The sequence below is a fragment of the Nonomuraea sp. NPDC049695 genome, assembly GCF_040674955.1.
Lineage (GTDB): Bacteria > Actinomycetota > Actinomycetes > Streptosporangiales > Streptosporangiaceae > Nonomuraea > Nonomuraea helvata.
This window is the reverse complement of sequence record NZ_JBFANV010000014.1, coordinates 18762-37324: the sequence shown is the minus strand read 5'-3', so window position 1 is coordinate 37324 and position 18563 is coordinate 18762. Positions and strand designations below refer to the sequence as shown.

23 protein-coding genes and 1 pseudogene are annotated in these 18563 nt (G+C 70.6%); 13 read left to right on the top strand and 11 right to left on the bottom strand.

Annotation, left to right across the window (positions count from 1 at the left end):
• Positions 1-4 precede the first annotated feature (4 nt).
• Genes AB0J64_RS15225 through AB0J64_RS15215 form a run of 3 tightly spaced genes read left to right on the top strand, consistent with a single transcriptional unit; the run spans position 5 to position 3969 of the window.
• Entirely contained in the window at positions 5-2461 is a 2457-nt protein-coding gene (locus tag AB0J64_RS15225; protein ID WP_364026347.1) for a dolichyl-phosphate beta-glucosyltransferase, read from the top strand.
• A 31-nt stretch (positions 2462-2492) separates the two neighbouring features.
• A complete protein-coding gene (locus AB0J64_RS15220) occupies positions 2493-3017 on the top strand; it encodes a SigE family RNA polymerase sigma factor (RefSeq protein WP_364026344.1) in 525 nt (174 codons plus the stop codon).
• The gene (locus tag AB0J64_RS15215) at positions 3004-3969 is read left to right on the top strand and encodes a hypothetical protein (RefSeq protein ID WP_364026341.1); all 966 of its coding nucleotides are present in this window, start codon (positions 3004-3006) and stop codon (positions 3967-3969) included. The genes AB0J64_RS15220 and AB0J64_RS15215 overlap by 14 nt, the downstream gene beginning before the upstream one ends.
• Before the next feature lie 3 nt (positions 3970-3972).
• On the opposite strand, the gene AB0J64_RS15210 is transcribed toward AB0J64_RS15215, so the two are convergent.
• Together AB0J64_RS15210 and AB0J64_RS15205 are read right to left on the bottom strand one after the other, a co-directional pair.
• Positions 3973-5559 carry an FAD-dependent monooxygenase gene (locus tag AB0J64_RS15210; protein WP_364026338.1) on the bottom strand — a complete coding sequence of 529 codons (1587 nt, stop codon included), beginning with the start codon at positions 5557-5559 and terminating at the stop codon, positions 3973-3975.
• A 79-nt stretch (positions 5560-5638) separates the two neighbouring features.
• The gene (locus tag AB0J64_RS15205) at positions 5639-6265 is read right to left on the bottom strand and encodes a TetR family transcriptional regulator (RefSeq protein ID WP_364026336.1); all 627 of its coding nucleotides are present in this window, start codon (positions 6263-6265) and stop codon (positions 5639-5641) included.
• 104 nt (positions 6266-6369) lie between these two features.
• Between AB0J64_RS15205 and AB0J64_RS15200 the strand changes: the two genes are divergently transcribed.
• The 4 genes from AB0J64_RS15200 (at position 6370) to AB0J64_RS15185 (ending at position 9553) form a co-directional block, all read left to right on the top strand.
• Positions 6370-7002: a TetR family transcriptional regulator gene (locus tag AB0J64_RS15200; protein WP_364026333.1), complete on the top strand. Its 633-nt coding sequence runs from the start codon at positions 6370-6372 to the stop codon at positions 7000-7002.
• 2 nt (positions 7003-7004) lie between these two features.
• Complete coding sequence (locus tag AB0J64_RS15195) at positions 7005-7442, top strand: thioesterase family protein (protein ID WP_364026330.1); 438 nt, start codon at positions 7005-7007, stop codon at positions 7440-7442.
• A gap of 107 nt (positions 7443-7549) precedes the next feature.
• Positions 7550-8353 carry an SAM-dependent methyltransferase gene (locus tag AB0J64_RS15190; protein ID WP_364026327.1) on the top strand — a complete coding sequence of 268 codons (804 nt, stop codon included), beginning with the start codon at positions 7550-7552 and terminating at the stop codon, positions 8351-8353.
• 75 nt (positions 8354-8428) lie between these two features.
• Complete coding sequence (locus AB0J64_RS15185) at positions 8429-9553, top strand: amidohydrolase family protein (RefSeq protein WP_364026324.1); 1125 nt, start codon at positions 8429-8431, stop codon at positions 9551-9553.
• Positions 9554-9580: 27 nt separating this feature from the next.
• On the opposite strand, the gene AB0J64_RS15180 is transcribed toward AB0J64_RS15185, so the two are convergent.
• From AB0J64_RS15180 to AB0J64_RS15145, 8 genes and pseudogenes are all read right to left on the bottom strand, one after another.
• Positions 9581-10735: a glycerophosphodiester phosphodiesterase gene (locus AB0J64_RS15180; protein WP_364026322.1), complete on the bottom strand. Its 1155-nt coding sequence runs from the start codon at positions 10733-10735 to the stop codon at positions 9581-9583.
• A gap of 131 nt (positions 10736-10866) precedes the next feature.
• Complete coding sequence (locus AB0J64_RS15175; RefSeq protein ID WP_364026319.1) at positions 10867-11316, bottom strand: DUF2871 domain-containing protein; 450 nt, start codon at positions 11314-11316, stop codon at positions 10867-10869.
• A 200-nt stretch (positions 11317-11516) separates the two neighbouring features.
• Positions 11517-11939 (bottom strand): DUF4267 domain-containing protein, encoded by a 423-nt coding sequence (locus tag AB0J64_RS15170; protein WP_364026316.1) that lies wholly within the window; start codon positions 11937-11939, stop codon positions 11517-11519.
• Positions 11939-12193 (bottom strand): hypothetical protein, encoded by a 255-nt coding sequence (locus AB0J64_RS15165; protein ID WP_364026313.1) that lies wholly within the window; start codon positions 12191-12193, stop codon positions 11939-11941. Before AB0J64_RS15165 ends, AB0J64_RS15170 begins: the two co-directional genes overlap by 1 nt.
• Entirely contained in the window at positions 12184-12786 is a 603-nt protein-coding gene (locus AB0J64_RS15160) for a TetR/AcrR family transcriptional regulator (RefSeq protein ID WP_364026310.1), read from the bottom strand. The genes AB0J64_RS15165 and AB0J64_RS15160 overlap by 10 nt, the downstream gene beginning before the upstream one ends.
• 230 nt (positions 12787-13016) lie before the next feature.
• Positions 13017-13379, bottom strand: coding sequence for a hypothetical protein (locus AB0J64_RS15155; RefSeq protein WP_364026307.1), 363 nt, complete (start codon positions 13377-13379; stop codon positions 13017-13019).
• A 75-nt stretch (positions 13380-13454) separates the two neighbouring features.
• The gene (locus AB0J64_RS15150) at positions 13455-13643 is read right to left on the bottom strand and encodes a hypothetical protein (protein WP_364026304.1); all 189 of its coding nucleotides are present in this window, start codon (positions 13641-13643) and stop codon (positions 13455-13457) included.
• 31 nt (positions 13644-13674) lie between these two features.
• Positions 13675-13761, bottom strand: a pseudogene (locus AB0J64_RS15145) (LysR family transcriptional regulator); the annotation flags it as partial.
• Between the two features lie 163 nt (positions 13762-13924).
• Here AB0J64_RS15145 and AB0J64_RS15140 point away from each other — a divergent pair.
• The 6 genes from AB0J64_RS15140 to AB0J64_RS15115 all read left to right on the top strand — a co-directional run bounded on the left by AB0J64_RS15140 (position 13925) and on the right by AB0J64_RS15115 (position 18070).
• The gene (locus AB0J64_RS15140) at positions 13925-14632 is read left to right on the top strand and encodes an SDR family oxidoreductase (protein WP_364026301.1); all 708 of its coding nucleotides are present in this window, start codon (positions 13925-13927) and stop codon (positions 14630-14632) included.
• Between the two features lie 26 nt (positions 14633-14658).
• Positions 14659-14832, top strand: coding sequence for a hypothetical protein (locus AB0J64_RS15135; protein ID WP_364026298.1), 174 nt, complete (start codon positions 14659-14661; stop codon positions 14830-14832).
• 35 nt (positions 14833-14867) lie between these two features.
• A complete protein-coding gene (locus tag AB0J64_RS15130; RefSeq protein ID WP_364026295.1) occupies positions 14868-15233 on the top strand; it encodes a nuclear transport factor 2 family protein in 366 nt (121 codons plus the stop codon).
• A gap of 165 nt (positions 15234-15398) precedes the next feature.
• Positions 15399-15818 (top strand): hypothetical protein, encoded by a 420-nt coding sequence (locus tag AB0J64_RS15125; protein ID WP_364026292.1) that lies wholly within the window; start codon positions 15399-15401, stop codon positions 15816-15818.
• Positions 15819-15964: 146 nt separating this feature from the next.
• A complete protein-coding gene (locus AB0J64_RS15120) occupies positions 15965-17359 on the top strand; it encodes a CHASE3 domain-containing protein (protein WP_364026289.1) in 1395 nt (464 codons plus the stop codon).
• A 51-nt stretch (positions 17360-17410) separates the two neighbouring features.
• Positions 17411-18070, top strand: a complete 660-nt coding sequence (locus AB0J64_RS15115) for a response regulator transcription factor (RefSeq protein ID WP_364026286.1) — start codon at positions 17411-17413, stop codon at positions 18068-18070.
• Here AB0J64_RS15115 and AB0J64_RS15110 read toward each other — a convergent pair.
• Positions 18067-18432: a response regulator transcription factor gene (locus AB0J64_RS15110; RefSeq protein ID WP_364026283.1), complete on the bottom strand. Its 366-nt coding sequence runs from the start codon at positions 18430-18432 to the stop codon at positions 18067-18069. The genes AB0J64_RS15115 and AB0J64_RS15110 overlap by 4 nt on opposite strands.
• Positions 18433-18563 lie beyond the last annotated feature (131 nt).

Sequence of the window (18563 nt, the reverse complement as noted above, 5' to 3'; positions counted from 1 at the left end):
CCATGTGAATCGCCATCATGTCGATCTGTCCGTCGTCATCCCCGCGTACAACGAGGAACGACGGTTGGCACATACGCTCACCCGCGTCGCCTCCTACCTCCGCGCCTGCCCACTGAGCTGGGAAGTCGTCGTCGTGGACGACGGCTCGGCCGACGCCACGGGTGACGTGGCCGCCGCGGCCGCGCGGAAGGAGCCGCGCGTCCGCACGCTGCGCCTGCCGGTCAACCGGGGCAAGGGCCGTGCCGTACGTGAGGGGGTCCTCGTCACCACCGGCCGTCAGGTGCTGGTCTGCGACGCGGATCTGGCCACCCCGATCGAGGAGCTGGCCGGGCTGCGCGAGGCGCTGGCCGACGGTGCGGACGCCGCCATCGGGTCGCGGGCCGCGCCGGGGGCGCGCATCGAGGCCAGGCAGGTGTGGTTCAGAGAGCTGCTCGGCGCGCTCGCCAACGTCCTGATCAGGCTGCTCGTCGTGCCGGGGATCGCCGACACGCAGTGCGGGTTCAAGCTGTTCGACGGGGACAAGGCCAGGCGGGCCTTCCGCCGTTGCGGCGTGGACGGGTGGGGCGCCGACGTGGAGATCCTGCGCGTGTTCGCCGAGCACGGCTGGCGGGTGCGCGAGGTGCCCGTCCGCTGGGCGCACCAGCCGGACTCCAAGGTGCGCCCCCACCAGTACCTGGTGACGCTCGGCGAGGTGCTGCGGGTCGGGCTCCGGTACCAAGGCGGAGGTTTCGCCCGCACGGCAGGGGTGAGCGCGGTGTTCCTTGCGCTCTCCGTCGTGCTCTACGTCCACCTGTGGGCCGACCCCTGGACCCGGTACCTGACCGACGGCGGGCAGGACCAGAACCAGTGGGAGTGGTTCTTCGCCGTCACCGCGCACAACCTGGTGAATCTGGACAACCCCCTGTTCACCACGCTCCAGAACCATCCCTCCGGGGTGAACCTCATGGCCAACACGGTCATGCTCGGCGTGTCGATCCCGCTGGCCCCGCTGACGCTGGCGCTCGGGCCGTCGATCACGTGGGCGGTCGTGCTGACCGCCGGGCTGGCGCTGACCGGGACGGCCTGGTACGTGCTGTTCGCCAGGCACCTCGTCGGCTCGTGGCAGGCGGCCGCCATCGGGGCGGGATTCTGCGCTTTCGCCCCGCCCGTCATCTCGCACGCCAACGCGCACCCGAACCTGGTCGTGCTCTTCGTCATCCCGCTCATCGTCCGCCGGTTCCTGCTGCTGTGCCGGCGTGAGCATGTCGTCCGCGACGGCATCGTGCTCGGGCTGCTCGTCTCCTACCAGGTCTACCTCGGCGAGGAGGCGCTGCTGCTCGCCGCCACCGGTCTGACCGTCTTCGCGGTGGCGTACGCGCTGCTCAGCCCGGAGTCGGCGCGCGCCGCGTACCGGCCGCTGACGGCGGGGCTGGCGCTGGCCGCCACGACCGTCCTCGCGCTCACCGGCGCCGCGCTGCTCTTCCAGTTCTCCGGACCGCAGAGTTACGCGAGCCTCATCCACGGGCCCGCCGGCAACGACGTACGTGCGCTGGTGGAACACGCCGCCCGGTCGCTGGCCGGCGACGCCGATGTGGCGGCGGGCCTGTCCATGAACACCACCGAGCAGAACGCCTTCTTCGGCTGGCCGCTGCTCGTGCTGACCGTCGGCGTCGTCGTCTGGCTGCGCCGCAGGGCGGTCGTCCTGGCGCTGGCGGCCGTGATCGCCGTGTCGGCGTGCTTCTCGCTCGGCCCCGAGATCGTCTTCTACGGACGGCACACCGGGATCCCCGGCCCGTGGTACTTCCTGTCGCGCCTGCCGCTGTTCGAGTCGGTGGTGGAGTCGCGCTTCACGATGGTGTGCGTCCCGGCCGTCGGCGCGCTCCTGGCGATCGCCGCCGACCACGCCCTGGCGGCCGCGGCGAGCCTGCCCAGGGGCCCCGTACGCGTCCTGCTCTGCCTGGTGCTGGCCGAGGCCCTGCTGCCGATCGCCCCCACCCCGATCGCCGCGGCCGACCGCCCCCAGGTCCCCGCCTTCTTCACCGACGGCGTGTGGAGACAGTACGTACGGCCCGGACGGTCGGTGGTGACCGCGCCCCCGCCCGACACCGTCGACGCGACCCCGCTGCACTGGCAGGTGGCAGCGGGCCTGGACTTCCCCCTGGTCGAGGGCTATTTCGCCGGCCCGTACGGACCGGAGCGCCAGGGCACCTACGGCGCCCCGCCCCGTACCACCTCGACCCTGCTGCGTGAGGCACGCGACACCGGCGAGGTGCCGCAGGTGACCGAGGAGCACCGCCGGGCCGCCCGCGAGGATCTGGCGTTCTGGCGCGCCGACGCCGTCGTGCTCGCGCCTCACCAGCGACAGGCGGTGCTGCGCGCTACGCTGACCGCGCTGCTGGGCCCCAGCCGCCAGGTCGCCGGGGTGTGGCTGTGGGATGTCCGGAACATCGTGCAACCTGACCCCGCTCGGGCGCTGTCGTAGGTGATGACCACGACTGAGGAGAACGTGAGCGGTGCGACCAGACGAGGAGCAAGACTACGTCGCGTACGTCACGGCGCGACTACCGGCCCTGCGCCGCCTGTCCTACTACCTGTGCAGGGACGAGCACCGGGCCGACGACCTCGTGCAGAGCACGATCACCCGGCTGTACGTCCACTGGCGGCGCGCCCGGGAGGCGCGCGACCTGCACCGCTATGTCGACAAGATGCTGGTGCGGACCTTTCTCAACGACCAGCGGCTGGCTTGGTGGACGCGGGTGCGGCTGACCGACCGGCCGCGCGAGCAGCCCGGCCCCAGCGAGGACATGGAGACGAAGACGGTGGTGCACGCCGCGCTCGCCCAGGTGCCGCCGCGCCAGCGAGCGGTCCTCGTCCTGCGGTTCCTCTGTGATCTGCCGGTGACGGAGGTGGCCGAGCTGCTCGGATGCTCCACGGGCAATGTGAAGAGCCAGACCGCGCGCGGTCTGGCCCGGCTGCGCGAACTGCTCGGCACGCGGGAGTTCACGGTGGAAGGGGTGGGTGGGCATGGAACCCGCTGAACGGCCCGTCGAACGGTTCGTTGGACGGCAGGGCACGACGCGGGATGACACCGTGCTCGACCTGCTGCGCGATGTCGAGCCCGCGCCGGTCGGCACCGTCGACATCGGGCGGGCGATACGCGGGGGACGGCGGCGCGTGCGCGGACGGCGGGTCGCGACGGTGGCCGCCGCCGCCGCGGCGACCGCGCTCGTCATCGCCCTGCCGCCGCTGCCGTGGACGCGTCCGGCGCCTCCGGTCACACCGGCGTCGCAGCTCACGAACGACAGCAGGGCGTTCGAGGTGAACGCTCCCGCTTTCGTGGTGGGCTCGGCCGGCGGGTTAACGCCGGACACGTACGAGACCGGCCGCTACCGCCAGATCATCACCCTGCGCTCCACCGACCCCTCGAGCCGCACCACAGCGGTCATCACCATGTACGCCCCCGGCCACCAGCCGAGCCTGCCCGACGGCGAGCCCGCCCCGCCCGTCAACAATCGCCCCGCCCGCTGGATCCCTCGTGGCGTGGCGTGGGAGTGGACACCGGGGGCGTGGGGCACCGTGAGCCTCGCGGCCCCGGCCGAGGACAGGGAGCGGGCACACCGCGTGGCGCAGAGCGTGCTGCCGCGCCGCGACGCTCCCGTCTCCGTGCCTTTCACGGTCGATCCTGGAGCACTCGGCGCCGGTCGCCGGATGATCGGCGTCGTGACCTCGTACCCGGGCGATGGGGTCGCGACCCGGGTGTCGGTCAAGTACGGCACCCATGATCTGGCCGACGACTGGATCGAGGCCGGCGTCCAGCGGCCCCGGCCGTCTGCCGCGCCCAACGCCGACCTCGACGGGACTCCTGCGGTGATCTCGGACTCGGAGGTGGTGCTGCTGCCCGCCGGGCAGGACCTCGCGATCTTCGCCAAGGGCGGGGACGAGCCGGCCCGGCGAGCTCTCGCCGCCGCGGTCACTGTCCTTTCCCCATGAAGCTCAGGCCGCGAGCGGTGCCCCGAACCATCGTGACAGGGCCGTGCGGAGGGTGTCGCGGTCGTCGGGGCCGGGACGGGACGATGCCGAGGCCCAGGCGACGTAGCAGTCCGGGCGCAGGAGCAGTGCGGTGACGGACGCGGCAGGGTCATGGGGGAGCGTCGTGACCGGGTCGTGCAGGCGGGCCGTGACGACGTCCACCCGGTCGCGCCATTGCGACGCTTCCCCGGCGAGCGATCCCTGCTCGGTCAGATCCAGCAGGAGGGGGCGGGCCTCCCCGGTCAGGCCGGCGAGCCGGACGGGGCCGGTTCCGGTGTCCAGCAGCAGGTCGGGAGCCCACCGGCCGATCAGGGGGTGGGCGTCACCTGCGCCCATTCCGTAGCGGATGTCGGCGCCGGCCATCATGTCCGCGATGTGCTGGACGTTGCGCCGGTCGGCGAGGAGCTCGGTGAACAGCCGGCGCAGCGCCGTGATCTCCGCGCCCGGGGCGATCAGCGCCGACTGGGACTGCGTGTGCATGACCACGCGTTCGGAGACCGGGCGCCGTTCGGTCTCGTAGCTGTCCAGCAGCCCGAGCGGGGCCCAGCCGCGGATCTCGGCGGCGAGTTTCCAGCCCAGGTTGGCCGCGTCCTGCAGACCCAGGTTGAGCCCGGGCCCGCCGATCGCGCTGTGCACGTGCGCGGCGTCGCCGACCAGCAGGATCCGGCGCTCCCGGTACCGGTCCGCGATGCGCGTGTTGCCACCGACCAACGTGCGCCGCAGGAAGGGGCCTTCGCCGTCAGGCTCGCCGAGCGGCACGTCGGCGTCGAGCACCCGGCGGACGCTGTCGCGCATCTCGTCCAGAGACAGTGGCCGCTCGTCGCCGGGTGGGTCCTGGGGCCACTCGGTGGTGGCCACCAACGGCGTCCTGCCGGGGAACGGGGCGTACACGAACAACCCGCGCTCGGTGCGGTGGTGGATGAACGGCGGGATGAGCCCGTGGCCGGGCACGTTCAGCCCGCCCGTGGCCGGATCGAGCATCGAGTCCGGCACTGTGGCGTGCACGGTGCGGGAGACCGTGCTGTCCTTGGTCACGCCGGGGAAGCCGATGCCGGCCAGCTTGCGCGTCAGGCTGCCGCCGCCGTCCGCCCCGACCAGGTAGCGGGCGTCCATCCGGTACGCGCCGGCCGGTCCCATGACCTCGACCGTGACCGCATCGTCCTGCTGTGACAGCCCGGTGATCTCGTGTCCCCGGCGGATCTCGACGCCGAGCTCGACCGCGCGCTCCTCCAGGACCTCTTCGATGCGGAGCTGCGGTACCCCCAACAGATAGAGCGGATTGTCCTCCAGCATGCTCAGGTCCAGCGGCAGCGCGCCGAACACGTAGCCCGGCGCCGGTTGCGGCGGCTCCTTGGAGCCGCTCAGGCGCTCGTACAGGCCGCGCCGTTCGAGCAGCCGCACCACCTGGCCGACCAGGCCGTTGGCCCGGCTCTCGCCGGTGCGTTCCGGCAGCCGCTCCAGCACCACCGGCCGTACGCCGGCGAGGCTCAGTTCGCAGGCCAGCATCAGCCCGTTCGGGCCTCCTCCGGCGATGACGACATCGGCAGACATGGCGTTCCTCCTGAAGATGGGCATGACGGGGGGACCGGCGGCGTGCCGGTTGCTCACGATGGGGTTCGCCGGGGTCGCGTCAGGGGACGGGCAGCCCCGCCGACACCTGCCGGAGGGCGTCGATCAGCAGGTCCGTGATCGGTGCGGGGTAGCGGGCGTGCATCCAGTGGCCCATGACCGTCCTGAGGGCGGCCCCGACGGAGGCGGCGACCAGGTGGGGATACAGGTCGTCGACGAGGTCGGTCCCGGTGCGCTCGGCGACGGCGGCGGCCAGCTCGGCCTCGGCCTGGGCGTCCGCCTTGAGGATCTCGCCCTGCAGCGCCGGCTCGGCCAGCATCAGGCGGAGCCCGGAGGTCCACTGCTGTACGTCGGTGCCGTCCGTGCGGGTTTCCTGTCCCAGCCCGAACCGTGTCAGCACCGCATTGGTGATCGCCTCCCAGAGCGGCTCGGACGCCGGCCGGGCGCGCAGCTCCTCCGTGATCTGCCGGGCGCGCTCCAGATGCCGGAAGGCGATCGCCTCGCCCTTGCTGGAGAAGTAGTTGTTGAACGTGCGAGGAGACACGCCGACCTCGGCGGCGATGTCCTCCACGCGGACGTCGTCCAGCCCCCGCTCCGCGCAGAGGCGGATGGCCGCCCAGCTCAACGCGATGCGGGTGGCACGCTTCTTGCGCTCCCGCAGCCCTTCGCGGACGCCTTCGATGCTCACGCGACCACAGTACTCAATTCTGCGCGACTCGAAAAGATGCGCACTCCGCAATTTTTTCCGATGCCATGTATACAACCGATCGGTCGTTAATATAGTTTGAACCCATGACACAAGACGGCCGGCGGCTGCGCGGATTGCGCAGCCGGGAGGCGATCCTGGAGCAGGCGGTGGGCCTGGCCTCCGTCGAAGGGCTGGACGGGCTCTCCCTGGGGCGGCTGGCGACAGCGACCGGCACCAGCAAGTCCGGCTTCTTCGCCCACTGGCGTGACAAGGAGCAGTTGCAGCTCGACGCCGTGGAGTGGGCCGCGCGCCAGTGGACCGAGCACGTGGTGGCACCGGCCATGCGGGCTCCCGCCGGCGTGCGGCGGCTGTTCGCGCTGCACGAGGCGCGGCTGAGGTTCTACGACGACGGCGTGCTGCCCGGCGGGTGCTTCTTCTTCACCGTGCAGGCCGAGTTCGACGACCGTCCAGGGGCCGTGCACGACCGCGTCGCGCGGTCCATGCGCGAGTGGCAGGAGTTCCTCCGGCGGCAGGTGGAGCAGGCCGTCGCGCTGGGCGAACTGGCCGAGGGCGTGGACCCGGCGCAGCTCGCGTACGAGATCGACGCGCTCGGCGAGATGGTCATCATCCACTCCCGCCTGCACGGCGGGCCGGACTCGCTCCTCCACGCCCGCCGCGCCGTCCTGCAACGCCTGCGCGCCCTCTGCCCCGACCCGGCACTTCTCCCGGAGAACTGATCATGATTGACGACGGTGTCTACGAGCCCGTTCAGGTGCATTTCGACGATCTCGACGCCATGGGCCTGCTGCACAACTCCCGGTACGCCCTGCTGGTCGAGCGGGCGATCGGCGCGTACTGGCAGCGCCTCGGGTGGGCGCCCGATCCGGCGCGGTCGGCGTTCAAGGACGTGTTCCTCGCCGTACGCGAGTTCAAGGTGACCTACCACGCGCCCATCGCCGGGGCGGGCGAGCCACTGGTGCACTTCTGGCTCGAGCGCATGGGCCGCACCAGCGGCGTGTACGGCTTCCGCGTGCTGTCGGCCGACCAGGCGGTGGTGCACGCGGACGGCTACCGGGTCAACGTCAACCTGGACCCGGCCACGTTGCGGCCGGCGCCGTTCAGCGACGAACTGCGTACCGCCGCCGGGCCTCTCTTCCGGACGGTGGCGGCAGGCTGAGGTCCCGATCGAGCGAGCTTGTGGCGGAAAGTCGCATTTCGCCACGTCCCGTAGCCCTATGATCATCGGTACCTGGAAGGCCGGGAGCCGCGAGAAGGGATCGTCCGGTGGGGGACAGCTTTGACGCATGGAAGGCCAGCATCGACACGACCAGGCCCAGCATCGCCAGGGCTTATGACGTTGTCCTGAACGGGAAGGACAACTTCGAGGTCGACCGCGCCTTCGTCGCCGAGATCGTGAAGGTCGTCCCCGAGATCTACGACGTGGCCACCTACAACCGGCAGATCCTCGGCCGGGGTGTCCGGTTCATGTGCGCCGAGGGCGTCACCCAGTTCATCGACCTCGGCTCGGGCCTGCCGACCGTGGAGAACACCCACCACGTCGCGCAGCGGGCGAACCCGGAGGCGCGGGTGGTGTACGTCGACAACGACCCGATGGTGCTGGCACACGGGCGGGCGCTGCTCGCGGAGAACGAGAACACCGCGGTCGTCACCTCCGACCTGCGCGACCCGGCGTCGATCCTCGCCGACCCGGCCGTTCGCGAGCTCATCGACTTCGACCGTCCCGTGGGTGTGATGCTGGTCGGCATCCTGCACCACCTGCACGACGACGAGGACCCCAAGGGGATCGTCGAGGCGTACATGGCGGCGGTGCCGCCGGGCAGCCACCTGTTCATCACGCACTTCTGCGACTCCAGCCAGGAGGCCCGGGACGCGGAGAAGAAGTTCCTCGCGCTGCTCGGCACCGGCCGGTTCCGGACTCCGGAGGAGATCACCGCGTTCTTCGACGGCTTCGATCTGCTGGAGCCGGGCCTCGTCCCGCTGCCGCTGTGGCGACCGGACGAGCCGGTGCCGGCGAACCTGACCGTGGGGCAGCGGCTCATGTACGGCGGCCTCGCCCGCAAGGGATAGCGGAGCATTCGGCCATTCGTCTGACTCTCCTTCGCGGGTTGCTACTCACTGCCGGGGAATATTCCGTACGAGAGCATGAGCAAAGGGAACGAGACAGGCCGCACGGGCAGTGGCCGTCACGGGGAGCGGTGGCGCGTGCGGGGCGTCGTGCTGCCCTCCGAGGAATGGGCCGAATTCTGGATCAGGGACGGCAGGCTCACGTGTGAGCCGGTGCCTGGCGCCACCACCGTGGTGGACGGTGGCTGGCTGCTGCCGGGGCTCGTGGACGCGCACACGCACCCCGGCGCCCTGCGTCCGGGCGACCCGCTCGACCCGGCGCTGCTCCGGCGGCACGGACGTGACCATCTGGCGGCCGGCGTGACGCTCCTGCGCGTACCCGGTTCGGCCGACCGGCTGCCGGCGTGGTTCGGCACAGAGCCGGATCAGCCGCGCGTCGTGTCGGCCGGTCGCTGGCTGGGCCTGCCCGGCATGTTCTACGACGGGTGGACGCGGCACGTCGGCGAGGCGGAGCTGGCGGACGCGGCGGTCGAGGAGGCGCGCGCGTCCGGTGGCTGGTGCAAGGTCTACGCGGACTGGGTGGTCGGCGAGGAAGGGCTCGAGGCGGCGCCGCTCCCGGCCGGCGTGCTCGCCGAGGCGACCCGGCGGGTGCACGCCGTGGGTGGCCGGGTCGCCGTGCACGCGCAGACGGCGGCGGGCGCGCGGGCCGCGGTCGAAGCCGGGGCGGACAGCCTCGAGCACGGCTTGGGCCTGGACATGGAGCTGCTGGACCGGATGGCCCGGGGGCGGACGGCCCTGGTGCCCACGTTCACCGTGTGGGAGACCTTCGAGCAGGTCGCCCGCGCCTCAGGGTCCGGCCGGTTCCGCGCGTGGTTCCGGGCGGCCCACGTCCGCCTGGGGCCGCTGGTGTCGGCCGCGTACGAGGCCGGGGTGACGGTGCTGGCCGGGACCGACAGCTACGGGACGCCCGAGCTCCCGCACGGACGGGTGGCCGGCGAGGTGCGCCACCTGGCGGCGGCCCCCATGCCCGCCGCGGCGGCGATCGGCGCGGCCTCCTGGACGGCGCGGTCCTTCCTCGGCTTCCCCGGGCTCGGCCACGACGCTCCCGCCGACCTGGTCGCCTATGACGTCGACCCGCGCTCCGAGCTCGCCGTCCTGCACAGCCCGGCCCGCGTCATCCACCGCGGCCGGATCGTCCGCTGAGCCTCCGTCCGCTGAGCCCCCCGTCCGCTACGCCTGGCCTTCTTCCGGCAGGCCGTTGTCGAACTGCTGCGGCTGCACGGGCTTGTGCGGCTTGCCCCGCTCGCCCTTCACCAGGGCGGCGGCGTCGGGGTAGTCGGTGACGAAGGCGTCCACGCCCAGGTCCAGGTGCGCGCGGTACTCCGCCAGCGCGTCCCCGTGGTCGATCGGGTTCTGGCCGCGGCGCAGCTGGAGGGGCAGGTACTGGTTCTCGCTGCGGAAGGTGTACACGCCGATCTTGAGCCCCGCCTTGTGCGCGTCGGACACCAGCGTCGTCGGGGTGCCCGAGCTGCCGTCCGGGTTGACCGGGATCGCCGACGACTTGTCCGGCCCGATCCACTGCGCATACTCAGCGATCTTCGCCAGCCCTTCGGGCTTCATCATGTCCGCGTACGTCGTCGGATCCCCGGCCGCCGTCAGGTCGTACGGCCGGCCGGTGGTGCCCAGGGCCTGCCACAGCGGTACGCGCAGGTCCTTGGCCACCCGCTTGAGGCTGGACGGCTCGAACGACTGGACCACCACGGGGCTGTTCGGCCGGTTGAGCCCGTTGCGCTTGACGGTCTCGATCAGCGGTTCCTCCAGCGGCAGCCCGATCGACCTGAAGTAGGTCGGGTGCTTGGTCTCGGGGAAGACGCCGACCTGCCTGCCGTACTGGCGCGAGAGCCGCTTGGCCAGGTCGAGCACCTCCTGGAAGGTGAGCACCGGGTAGTAGCCGTTGTACACGGTGTTGCGCTGGCGGATGGCGGGCAGCCGCTCGACCGCGCGCAGGGTCTTCAACTCGGCCAGCGTGAAGTCCTCGGTGAACCACCCGGTCACGTTGCGCCCGTCGACGACCTTGGTGGTCTTGCGCGCGGCGAACTCCGGGTGCAGCGACACGTCGGTGGTGCCGGAGATCTCGTTCTCGTGCCTGACGACCAGCACGTGGTCCTTGGTCGGCACGAGATCGGGCTCGATCCAGTCGGCGCCCAGGGCCACGCCCAGCTCGTACGCGCCCTGCGTGTGCTCAGGGCGGTGGCCCGCCGAGCCGCGGTGGCCGATGATGACGACCTGCGACCGGTCGGGGCCGGCCTCCGCCGCGGCCGGCGCCGCGCCGGCCGCGGCCAGGGGGGTGAGGACGGCAAGGGTGGTGGCTGCGATCTTACGCACGTGGGACTCCCTGCGGTGTCCGCACCGGAGACTCTCACCGGTGATCACCGCGGCCATTATGGTAAGGACCGAAATGCCGTTATGGACCAATAATGGCGAAATTTCCGGTGACAAACTCCAGCAACCCTCGGCTAGAGAGTCGACGGCTGGGCCGCCTCGGCGGGGTGGGTCGGCGCCTGCTTGGCGGGGATGCGCTTGCCCAGGGTGATGAACAGCAGGACCAGGCCCACGGTCAGGAGGATGTGGCCCAGTCCTGCGGCCAGCGCGATGGCTTCGTTGCTGTCGTGGCCCAGGACCGTCAGGGTCCCATGGAGGGTCATCATGGCCACGGTCAGCGCCAGGCCCGCGTTGTAGATCCAGAAGAACCAGCCGAACAGGCGGCTGGAGGTCAACGCGAACAGCTTCTCCAGGGCGAGGACGAGGAGTAAGAAGAGCATCCCGAGCGCGAGCAGGTGCGTGTGCACGACGCTGAGCTGCGTGTCGCCGGTGAAGCCGTTCAGCTTGGTGATCTCGCGGTAGTAGAAGCCGCTGACCACACCGAGGATCATGTAGGCGTGGGCAAAGTTGAGGATCTTCCTCATGTGTGCTGACCTTCGCTCTCATGCAGGGCCGGACCATGGTCCGGTTTCATCTTGAGGCAGTATAGGGCGTGCGTTTCAGGTGTTGCCGGGTCCTGGTCGCTCACGATTGAGTGGCGTGGGGCCAGGCTCCGGTGTGACGGGAGTGCCACTGCGGGATATGGCTCAGCCTGTGGGCCGGAATCCGCACTGTTGGTTGGCTGTCAGGCGACGGGTTGCGGTGACCCGGTTCGGGAACCGCTGAGCACGAGGCCGCCGGCAAGGATGACTGCCGCGGCAGTGGCGCCGTGCACGCCGAAGGCGGTTGCGGGGTCTCCGCCGGAGAGCAGCACGATGAACATGTCGCCGATCGGGGTGAGCGCTGTAGCCAGCATGACCCACCCCAGGACGCGGCGGTTGCCTGTCGCCAGAACCGTGAGAATCACCAGGCCGGACGCCAGGTCCCGGGCTCCCTTGACGGCAAGGAATCCCGCACCCTCGCCGTGCGGCCAGCTCGGTAGGCCGAAGTTGGGCGCCATGGATTGGGGAGCCAGCAGATAACTCACCCCGACATAGCCGATGAACAGGGCGCCGACGAAAGCGAGAACCGTACCGGTCGTGGTACGAGATGGCAGTTTTGCGGACATCAAGAGTCTCCCTCAATGCTGGTGGCGCCCGCCAGGACGCGGGCCTTGCCCTCCAAGATGTAGAACAGCTCGGTCGAGGTGGTGTGGTGGTGAGGCACGGCGCCGTCCGCGCCCTCGGCGAGCGTCATCCTGATGGTGCTCAGCGCGCCGCCGGTGTCGCTGGAGTCGAGCAGCAGTCGTCCGGTGGCTGTGGGCGAGATGATGGTCTCGGCGTCGATCTCGCGGACGATGGCCGTTTCTACGATCATTGACATGTCAGGCTCCCTTCGAGCGCGGAGGACACGAGCCGTTCTGCGTAGGCTCGGTCGACCGGCGCTCCTGTGATCAGTACTCGGTAGTAGAGGGCGCCGGCCAGCTGGTCGAACAGCACCTCGGCGTCCAGGTCGGCGCGCAGCTCACCGCGCACGCGTGCCCGCTCGATCAGGGCGATCCCGAGGGCGTTGCGCTCGGCGTACTGCTGGCGGGCCAGCTTGCCGATGTCCTCGTGCCTGGCTGCGGCCGCCACGAGCTCGCCGGCGACCCCCGCGGATGGGCCTTCGCGGCCGCCTGCCGCGCGCATGCGGTTGAGCGCGGTGGCGATCTCGTCCAGATTGTCGACGAGGTCGGCTCGGATGTCGCCGGTCTCGACGATCTCGTGGTCGGCCTGCAGCCGTGCCACCACCGCGACGGCCAAGTGATCCTTGGTCGGCCAGCGGCGGTACAGCGTGGTCTTGGCCACGCCCGCCTGCTCGGCCACCTCATCGATGGACAGGCCTGCGTAGCCGCGCTCGAAGATCAAGGCGGCGGCGATTCGCAGCACACGCTCGTCCACCTGCGTGTCACGCGGGCGTCCGCGAGCTGTCATCATGCCCTCCCATTCCGGTACCGAGGTAGCGAAATAGAAGCTACAGCAGCCTCGGGCAATTACGCAACACAAGTTTCGTATTAGGATGAGTGGCCGCCTACCGCGACCTGCGCTGACTTGCGTTCAGGTGGCCGCTGCGCGCGGGAGCGGCAGCAACGACGAGTTCGTCGATGGCGAGGCTGACCGACTTCCGAGCGGGCTGGTATGACTGCCTGACCGCCCGCGCGGACGCGTTATTCGAGCTCGCCTGTCCCTTCCGAGTGAAGTTGGTGGAATGAACACGCACTGACCTGCAGCCCGGCATGTTGGTGCGGACGGGCTAGGGCAATGGCGTTGACGGTGCGCCTGTCGCGCAGCTTGAGCACGGCCTGCTTGAGCAGGTCGTCGACCCCGTCGAAGTGGTAGAGCAGCACCTTGTGCGTGGTGCCGGCCGCACGCGCGGCCCGCCGGAGCGAGAAGTCCACAAGCCCGTTGACCGCGAGATCGTCGGTGACCCGGTCGAGGAGTTCGCGGCGCCTGGCCTCGCCGCGCGGCGACCCCGCCGACCGCCGGTAACCTGCCCGTCCTGGTGAGCCGTCGTCGGCTGAGGTGTTCATATCGGAAGCGTCCACGAACACGGATCCTCACACAGCTGGGCGTGGCCGTCGCGGTGGCCGCTTGCTGACCCCCCGTCAGTGGGCGGGGCCGGCCGGGCCGGGTACGCGGAACGGGTCGGCGGCCGGCAGCCAGGCCGTGCCGGCGTCCAGGCCGAGCGTGCCGACGTCACGGGTCAGTGCCTCGACGGTGGCCCGTACGGCCTTGCGGGTCTCACCGCGCCGGGTGACGAGGGCCCAGGTCCAGTACGGCGTCGGGTCGATCACCGGCCGTTTGCGGAGGTCGGGCGGGACCGGTGCGGGCGATGCGCAGCCGGGCCGCGGCCCGGCCGAAGTTAAGCTCCTCGGCCACTGCGACGAAGTAACGCAGCTGGCGCAGCTCCATCCGCCCATCGTAGTTTGGTATGAGGTTGCGCCTCTCAGCAGGGAGAATGCCGGTCGTGGCGAGATCGCCGCCGGTTGACGCACTATCTGAGTACTTAATCCCGAGAGCCGCCCTCGCCCGCAGCCGGAGGCCGGCCATGCCATAGCAGCCGGAAGAGAAACCCATGAGCACACCCAAAGTCGCCGTGATCACCGGCGCGTCCCAAGGCATCGGCGCGGCGCTGGTGGCCGCGTACCGCAAACTCGGCTACGCGGTCGTCGCGAACGCTCGAACGATCACACCCTCCGATGACCCCATGGTGCGGACCGTCGCCGGCGACATCGCCGCCCCGTCCGTCGGCGCGGGCGTCATCGGGGAGGCGCTCGACGCGTTCGGCCGCGTCGACACGTTGATCAACAACGCCGGCGTGTTCGTGTCCAAGCCGTTCACCGAGTACACCGACGAGGACTACGAGCTGGTGACGGGGGTCAACCTGCGGGGGTTCTTCGAGATCTCCCAGCGTGCCCTCGACGTGATGCTCTCGCAGGGCGGCGGACACGTGGTCAACATCACGACCACCTTGGCCGAGTACGCCGACAGCAACGTGCCGGCCGGCCTGGCGGCGCTGACCAAGGGCGGACTCAACTCGGTCACCAAATCGCTGGCCATCGAGTACGCCTCGCGCGGCATCCGGGTCAACGCCGTCGCGCCCGGCGTCATCCGCACCCCGATGCACCCGGCCGAGACCCACGAGTTCCTTGCCGGCCTGCACCCGGTCGGCCGGATGGGTGAGATCCAGGACATCGTGGACGCGATCGTCTACCTCGAGACGGCGTCGTTCGTCACAGGCGAGATCCTGCACGTCGACGGCGGCCAGATCGCCGGTCACTGAGTCCGCTCGGCAAGAAAGGCACACTTTTGACCTCCGTAGCGGAGGACGCCACGGGTGGGGGCGCGGCGACCCGGCCGTGGCGCGTCGTCGGGCAGGGCGCTGCGGCGCTCGCCGTGGCGCTGCGCCATCGCTTCCCGCACCACCTCGGCCCTCTGCCCCGCCGCGTCCACGCAGCCCTGCGTGCCGCGGCCGAGGGCTGACGTCCGTCGCACCGCCCCGAACAGGAGAAAGCAGCATGGCCGGCACCGAGACCCAGATCCTGCACAGCGTCCTGGACCGGTGGGAGGCCGCGGTCAACGCACACGACTCCAAGCGCGTGGCCTCGTACTTCACCGACGACGCGATCTTCCAGGGCCTGCACCCGTACAGCGTCGGTCCCGGCGGCGTCGCCGAGTACTACGAGGCGCAGCCGATCGGCCTGACCGCCGCGTACTCCATCCTGGAAACGCGGCGGCCGGCCGATGACCTCGTCCTCGGCTACATGAGCGTCGACTTCGCCTTCACCGACCGGCCCACCCTGACCGTCTACCTCTGCGTGATGGCGCGGCGGGCCGGCGACGACTGGCTCATCAGCCACTACCAGGTCTCGCGCCTTCCTTGAGTTTGCGGTCAGCGGCCGTCGACTCGCTGGGATGCCTGACCGAACACCCAGAGCGAGGTCTGCCCTTCACTGAATTGCCCCGATTCGTTCACGAACATTCCCCGACGCCGCCCGCATCCAAGAAGGGTGCAAGGTCAACAGCGACAGACAGCAGAAGGGGTAGTCGTGAGAACGCTCGCAGCAGCAGTGGCGATGGCCGCCGTGATGGCCACGCCGTTCCTCGCCGCATCGCCGGCCGGAGCCGCCGCCAACCCCAGGACGCACTACAGCCTGGCCTACGGTGGTGGCGAGTACACGCTCAAGGGCAACATCATCTGGTACAACCGCACCGTGCAGATCGGCGCCTCGCTGAAGGCGACCGAGGACAACTGCGCCAAGGCACGCTACAAGTTCTGGCACGGCCACAAGCTCGTCGCGCAGGCCGAGCGGGTGGCCTGCTCCGGGACGAAGGGCCACGGCTTCAGCCGCCAGTTCAACCAGCGCGGCGGCATCACCGAGGTCACCGTCGACCTCCTGCAGCAGAACGGCCGCCGGGCCTGGACGTACCTCACCGGCACCAGCTGCACGCGGAGCGGCTGCCGGTGACCTCCTGATCCCACGCCGGCTCCGGGGACGTGTACCGACAGTGACCGGCCTTGTCGTCCGCGTCGAGGCGGGCGATAGACTTTGAACAGAGGCTTGGGCCGGGCAGGGGGAGTAGGCCCAGGCCGGCACACGGACCGGGGGCTGGCGTGGGTAGCGGCCTGACCCAGCGCGCGGTGGCCGCGGGGATCGTGCTCGCGCTGGTCGTCGGGGCCACCTTCGTGATGCTGCTGTACTCGATGGCCGGCATGCGCCGTTCACAGCTCCGGGCCGGACATTCCACCCAGGTCCTGGTGGTGGCCAACCGGCTGGAACGCCGGATCATGGACATGGAGACGGGCCTGCGCGGATACGCGTTCACAGGTCAGGAGCGGTTTCTTCAGCCGTGGCAGGAGGCCGTCGCCGTATATCCCAAAGAGACCGGCGAGCTGCAGAGGCTGGTCGCCGACAATCCCGCGCAGCGCGCCCGCGTGCACCGGATCGTGACCGCGGGCACCTCGTACATCGACCACTACACGAAGCCGCTCGTGCAGGCCGCCCGCCGCAGCCCCGGCGCGGTCACGGTCGCGACGGTGGCCGAAGGGGAGCGGCGCGTGGACGCGATCCGCGCGGACTTCACCGCGCTGGTGGCGGCCGAGCAGTCGCTGCTCGAGGCCCAGCAGCGCAGCTCCTACGAGGCCGCGCGCCGCGCCGGGGCCGTCGGCGCGGTGGGTCTGATCGCCTCCATCGCGCTCATCGCCGCGTACACGGCCTACCTCACGCGCGCGGTGGTCGCGCCGGTACGCCGCGTGGCCGCGACCGCCGGGCGGCTGGCGGGCGGCGACCTCGCGGCGCGCGTGCCGGGCCGTGGCGTCGGTGAGATCGGCATCCTGCAGCGCAGCTTCAACACGATGGCGGCCACCCTCGCCCGCAACCGGGAGGAGCTGGCCGCCTCGCGGTCGCGCATCGTGACCGCCGCCGACCAGGCCCGCCGGCGCATCGAACGCGACCTGCACGACGGCATCCAGCAGCGGCTGGTCTCGCTCGCGCTCGAGGTCCGCACCGCCCAGACCACGCTCCCGGAAGACCGCACAGAGCTCGGCGAGCAGCTGGACCGGCTGGCCGACGGGCTGGGGGAGGCGGTGGACGAGTTGCGCGAGATCTCCCGCGGCATCCACCCGGCGATCCTGAGCCGCGCCGGCCTGGGCCCGGCGCTGAAAGCGCTCGCCCGCCGCAGCCCGGTCCCGGTCGAGCTCGACGTGAACGTGCCCGCCCGGCTGCCGGAACCGGTCGAAGTGGCCGCGTACTACGTGGTCTGCGAGGCGCTGGCGAACACCGCCAAACACGCCCAGGCGACGGTCGCGAAGGTGCGGGCGGAGGCCCGGAACGGGGTCCTGCACCTCGAGGTACGCGACGACGGCGCGGGCGGTGCGGCGGCCGGCGGAGGGTCGGGCCTGGTCGGAGTGACCGACCGGGTCGAGGCGCTGGGCGGGAGCATGACCATCACCAGCCCGCCCGCCCGGGGCACGACGCTCGTCGTCGATCTCCCTGTCGCCGGTCGGTAGGCAGTTCAGCCTCCGTTGAATCCTCGCAGCTCAGGCGGGCAGAGAAGGTTTGTGGACGCAAGTGCGACGCGGGTGGCGCTGGCGGACGACGACGTCCTGCTGCGCGAAGGGCTCGCGAGCCTGCTGACGAGCTCGGGGTTCGAGGTCGTCGGCCAGGCGGGGGACGCGCCCGGGCTCCTCGCTCTGGTCCGCGAGCAGAAGCCGGACCTCGTCGTCGTGGACATCCGGATGCCTCCCGGACACGCGACCGAGGGCCTGGAGGCGGCCCGGGTCATCCGGGAGGAGTCGCCCGGGACGGGCATCCTGCTGCTGTCGGCGCATGTCGAGGTCGAGCAGGCGATGGAGCTGATCGCCGCGGGGCACCGGGTGGGCTACCTGCTCAAGAGCAGGGTGATCGACGTGGGCGACTTCGTCGAGACGCTGCGGCGCATCGCCCAGGGCGGCTCGGTCGTCGACCCGAGCCTGGTCCAGGAGCTCATCGCGGCCCGCCGCAGGGACGACCCGCTGGAAACCCTCACCGAGCGGGAGCGCGAGGTCCTCTCGCTGATGGCCGAGGGCCGTTCGAACGCCGGGATCGCCCACCGGCTGTGGATCACCGAGGGCACTGTCGAGAAGCATGTACGCAGCATCATGGCCAGGATGCGGCTGCCTGAGACGGAGGACGACCACAGGCGCGTACTCGCCGTGCTCACCTTCCTCGAGTCCCGCTAGACCACACCGATGATCTTGTGGATGGTCCGCGCCGAGAGCTCGGACTTGGGCAGGAACGCGATCGCGGGGCTCTCGGAGATCAGGTCGGCGAAGTCGCTCTCGTCGTACGCCGAGATGAGGATGACGTTCGTACGATGGCCGTTCTGTGCCTCCAGCAGCCGCTGCGCCACGTCGAAACCGCTCTCTCCACCGAGGTCGATGTCGACCAGCGCGATGTCCGGGCGCAGCTCCTTGAACCGCGCCAGCGCATCGGCGCCCGTAGACGCCACACCGACGACATCGATCCCCTCACGCTCCAGCAGCTGCCTCGCCGCCTGGAGAAAGTGATCGTTGTCGTCGACGATCAGACAGCACAGACCCACACGTTCAGAATCGCAGCAGGGGGCCTCCCCGCGCATTGCAGCTAGCTGGAATCTCCGAACATGACCGACTTCTAAGGGTCCGGATCGATTAGCCATACGGCGGAGCGGGAAGTCCGATTCGTGTCCCCCCG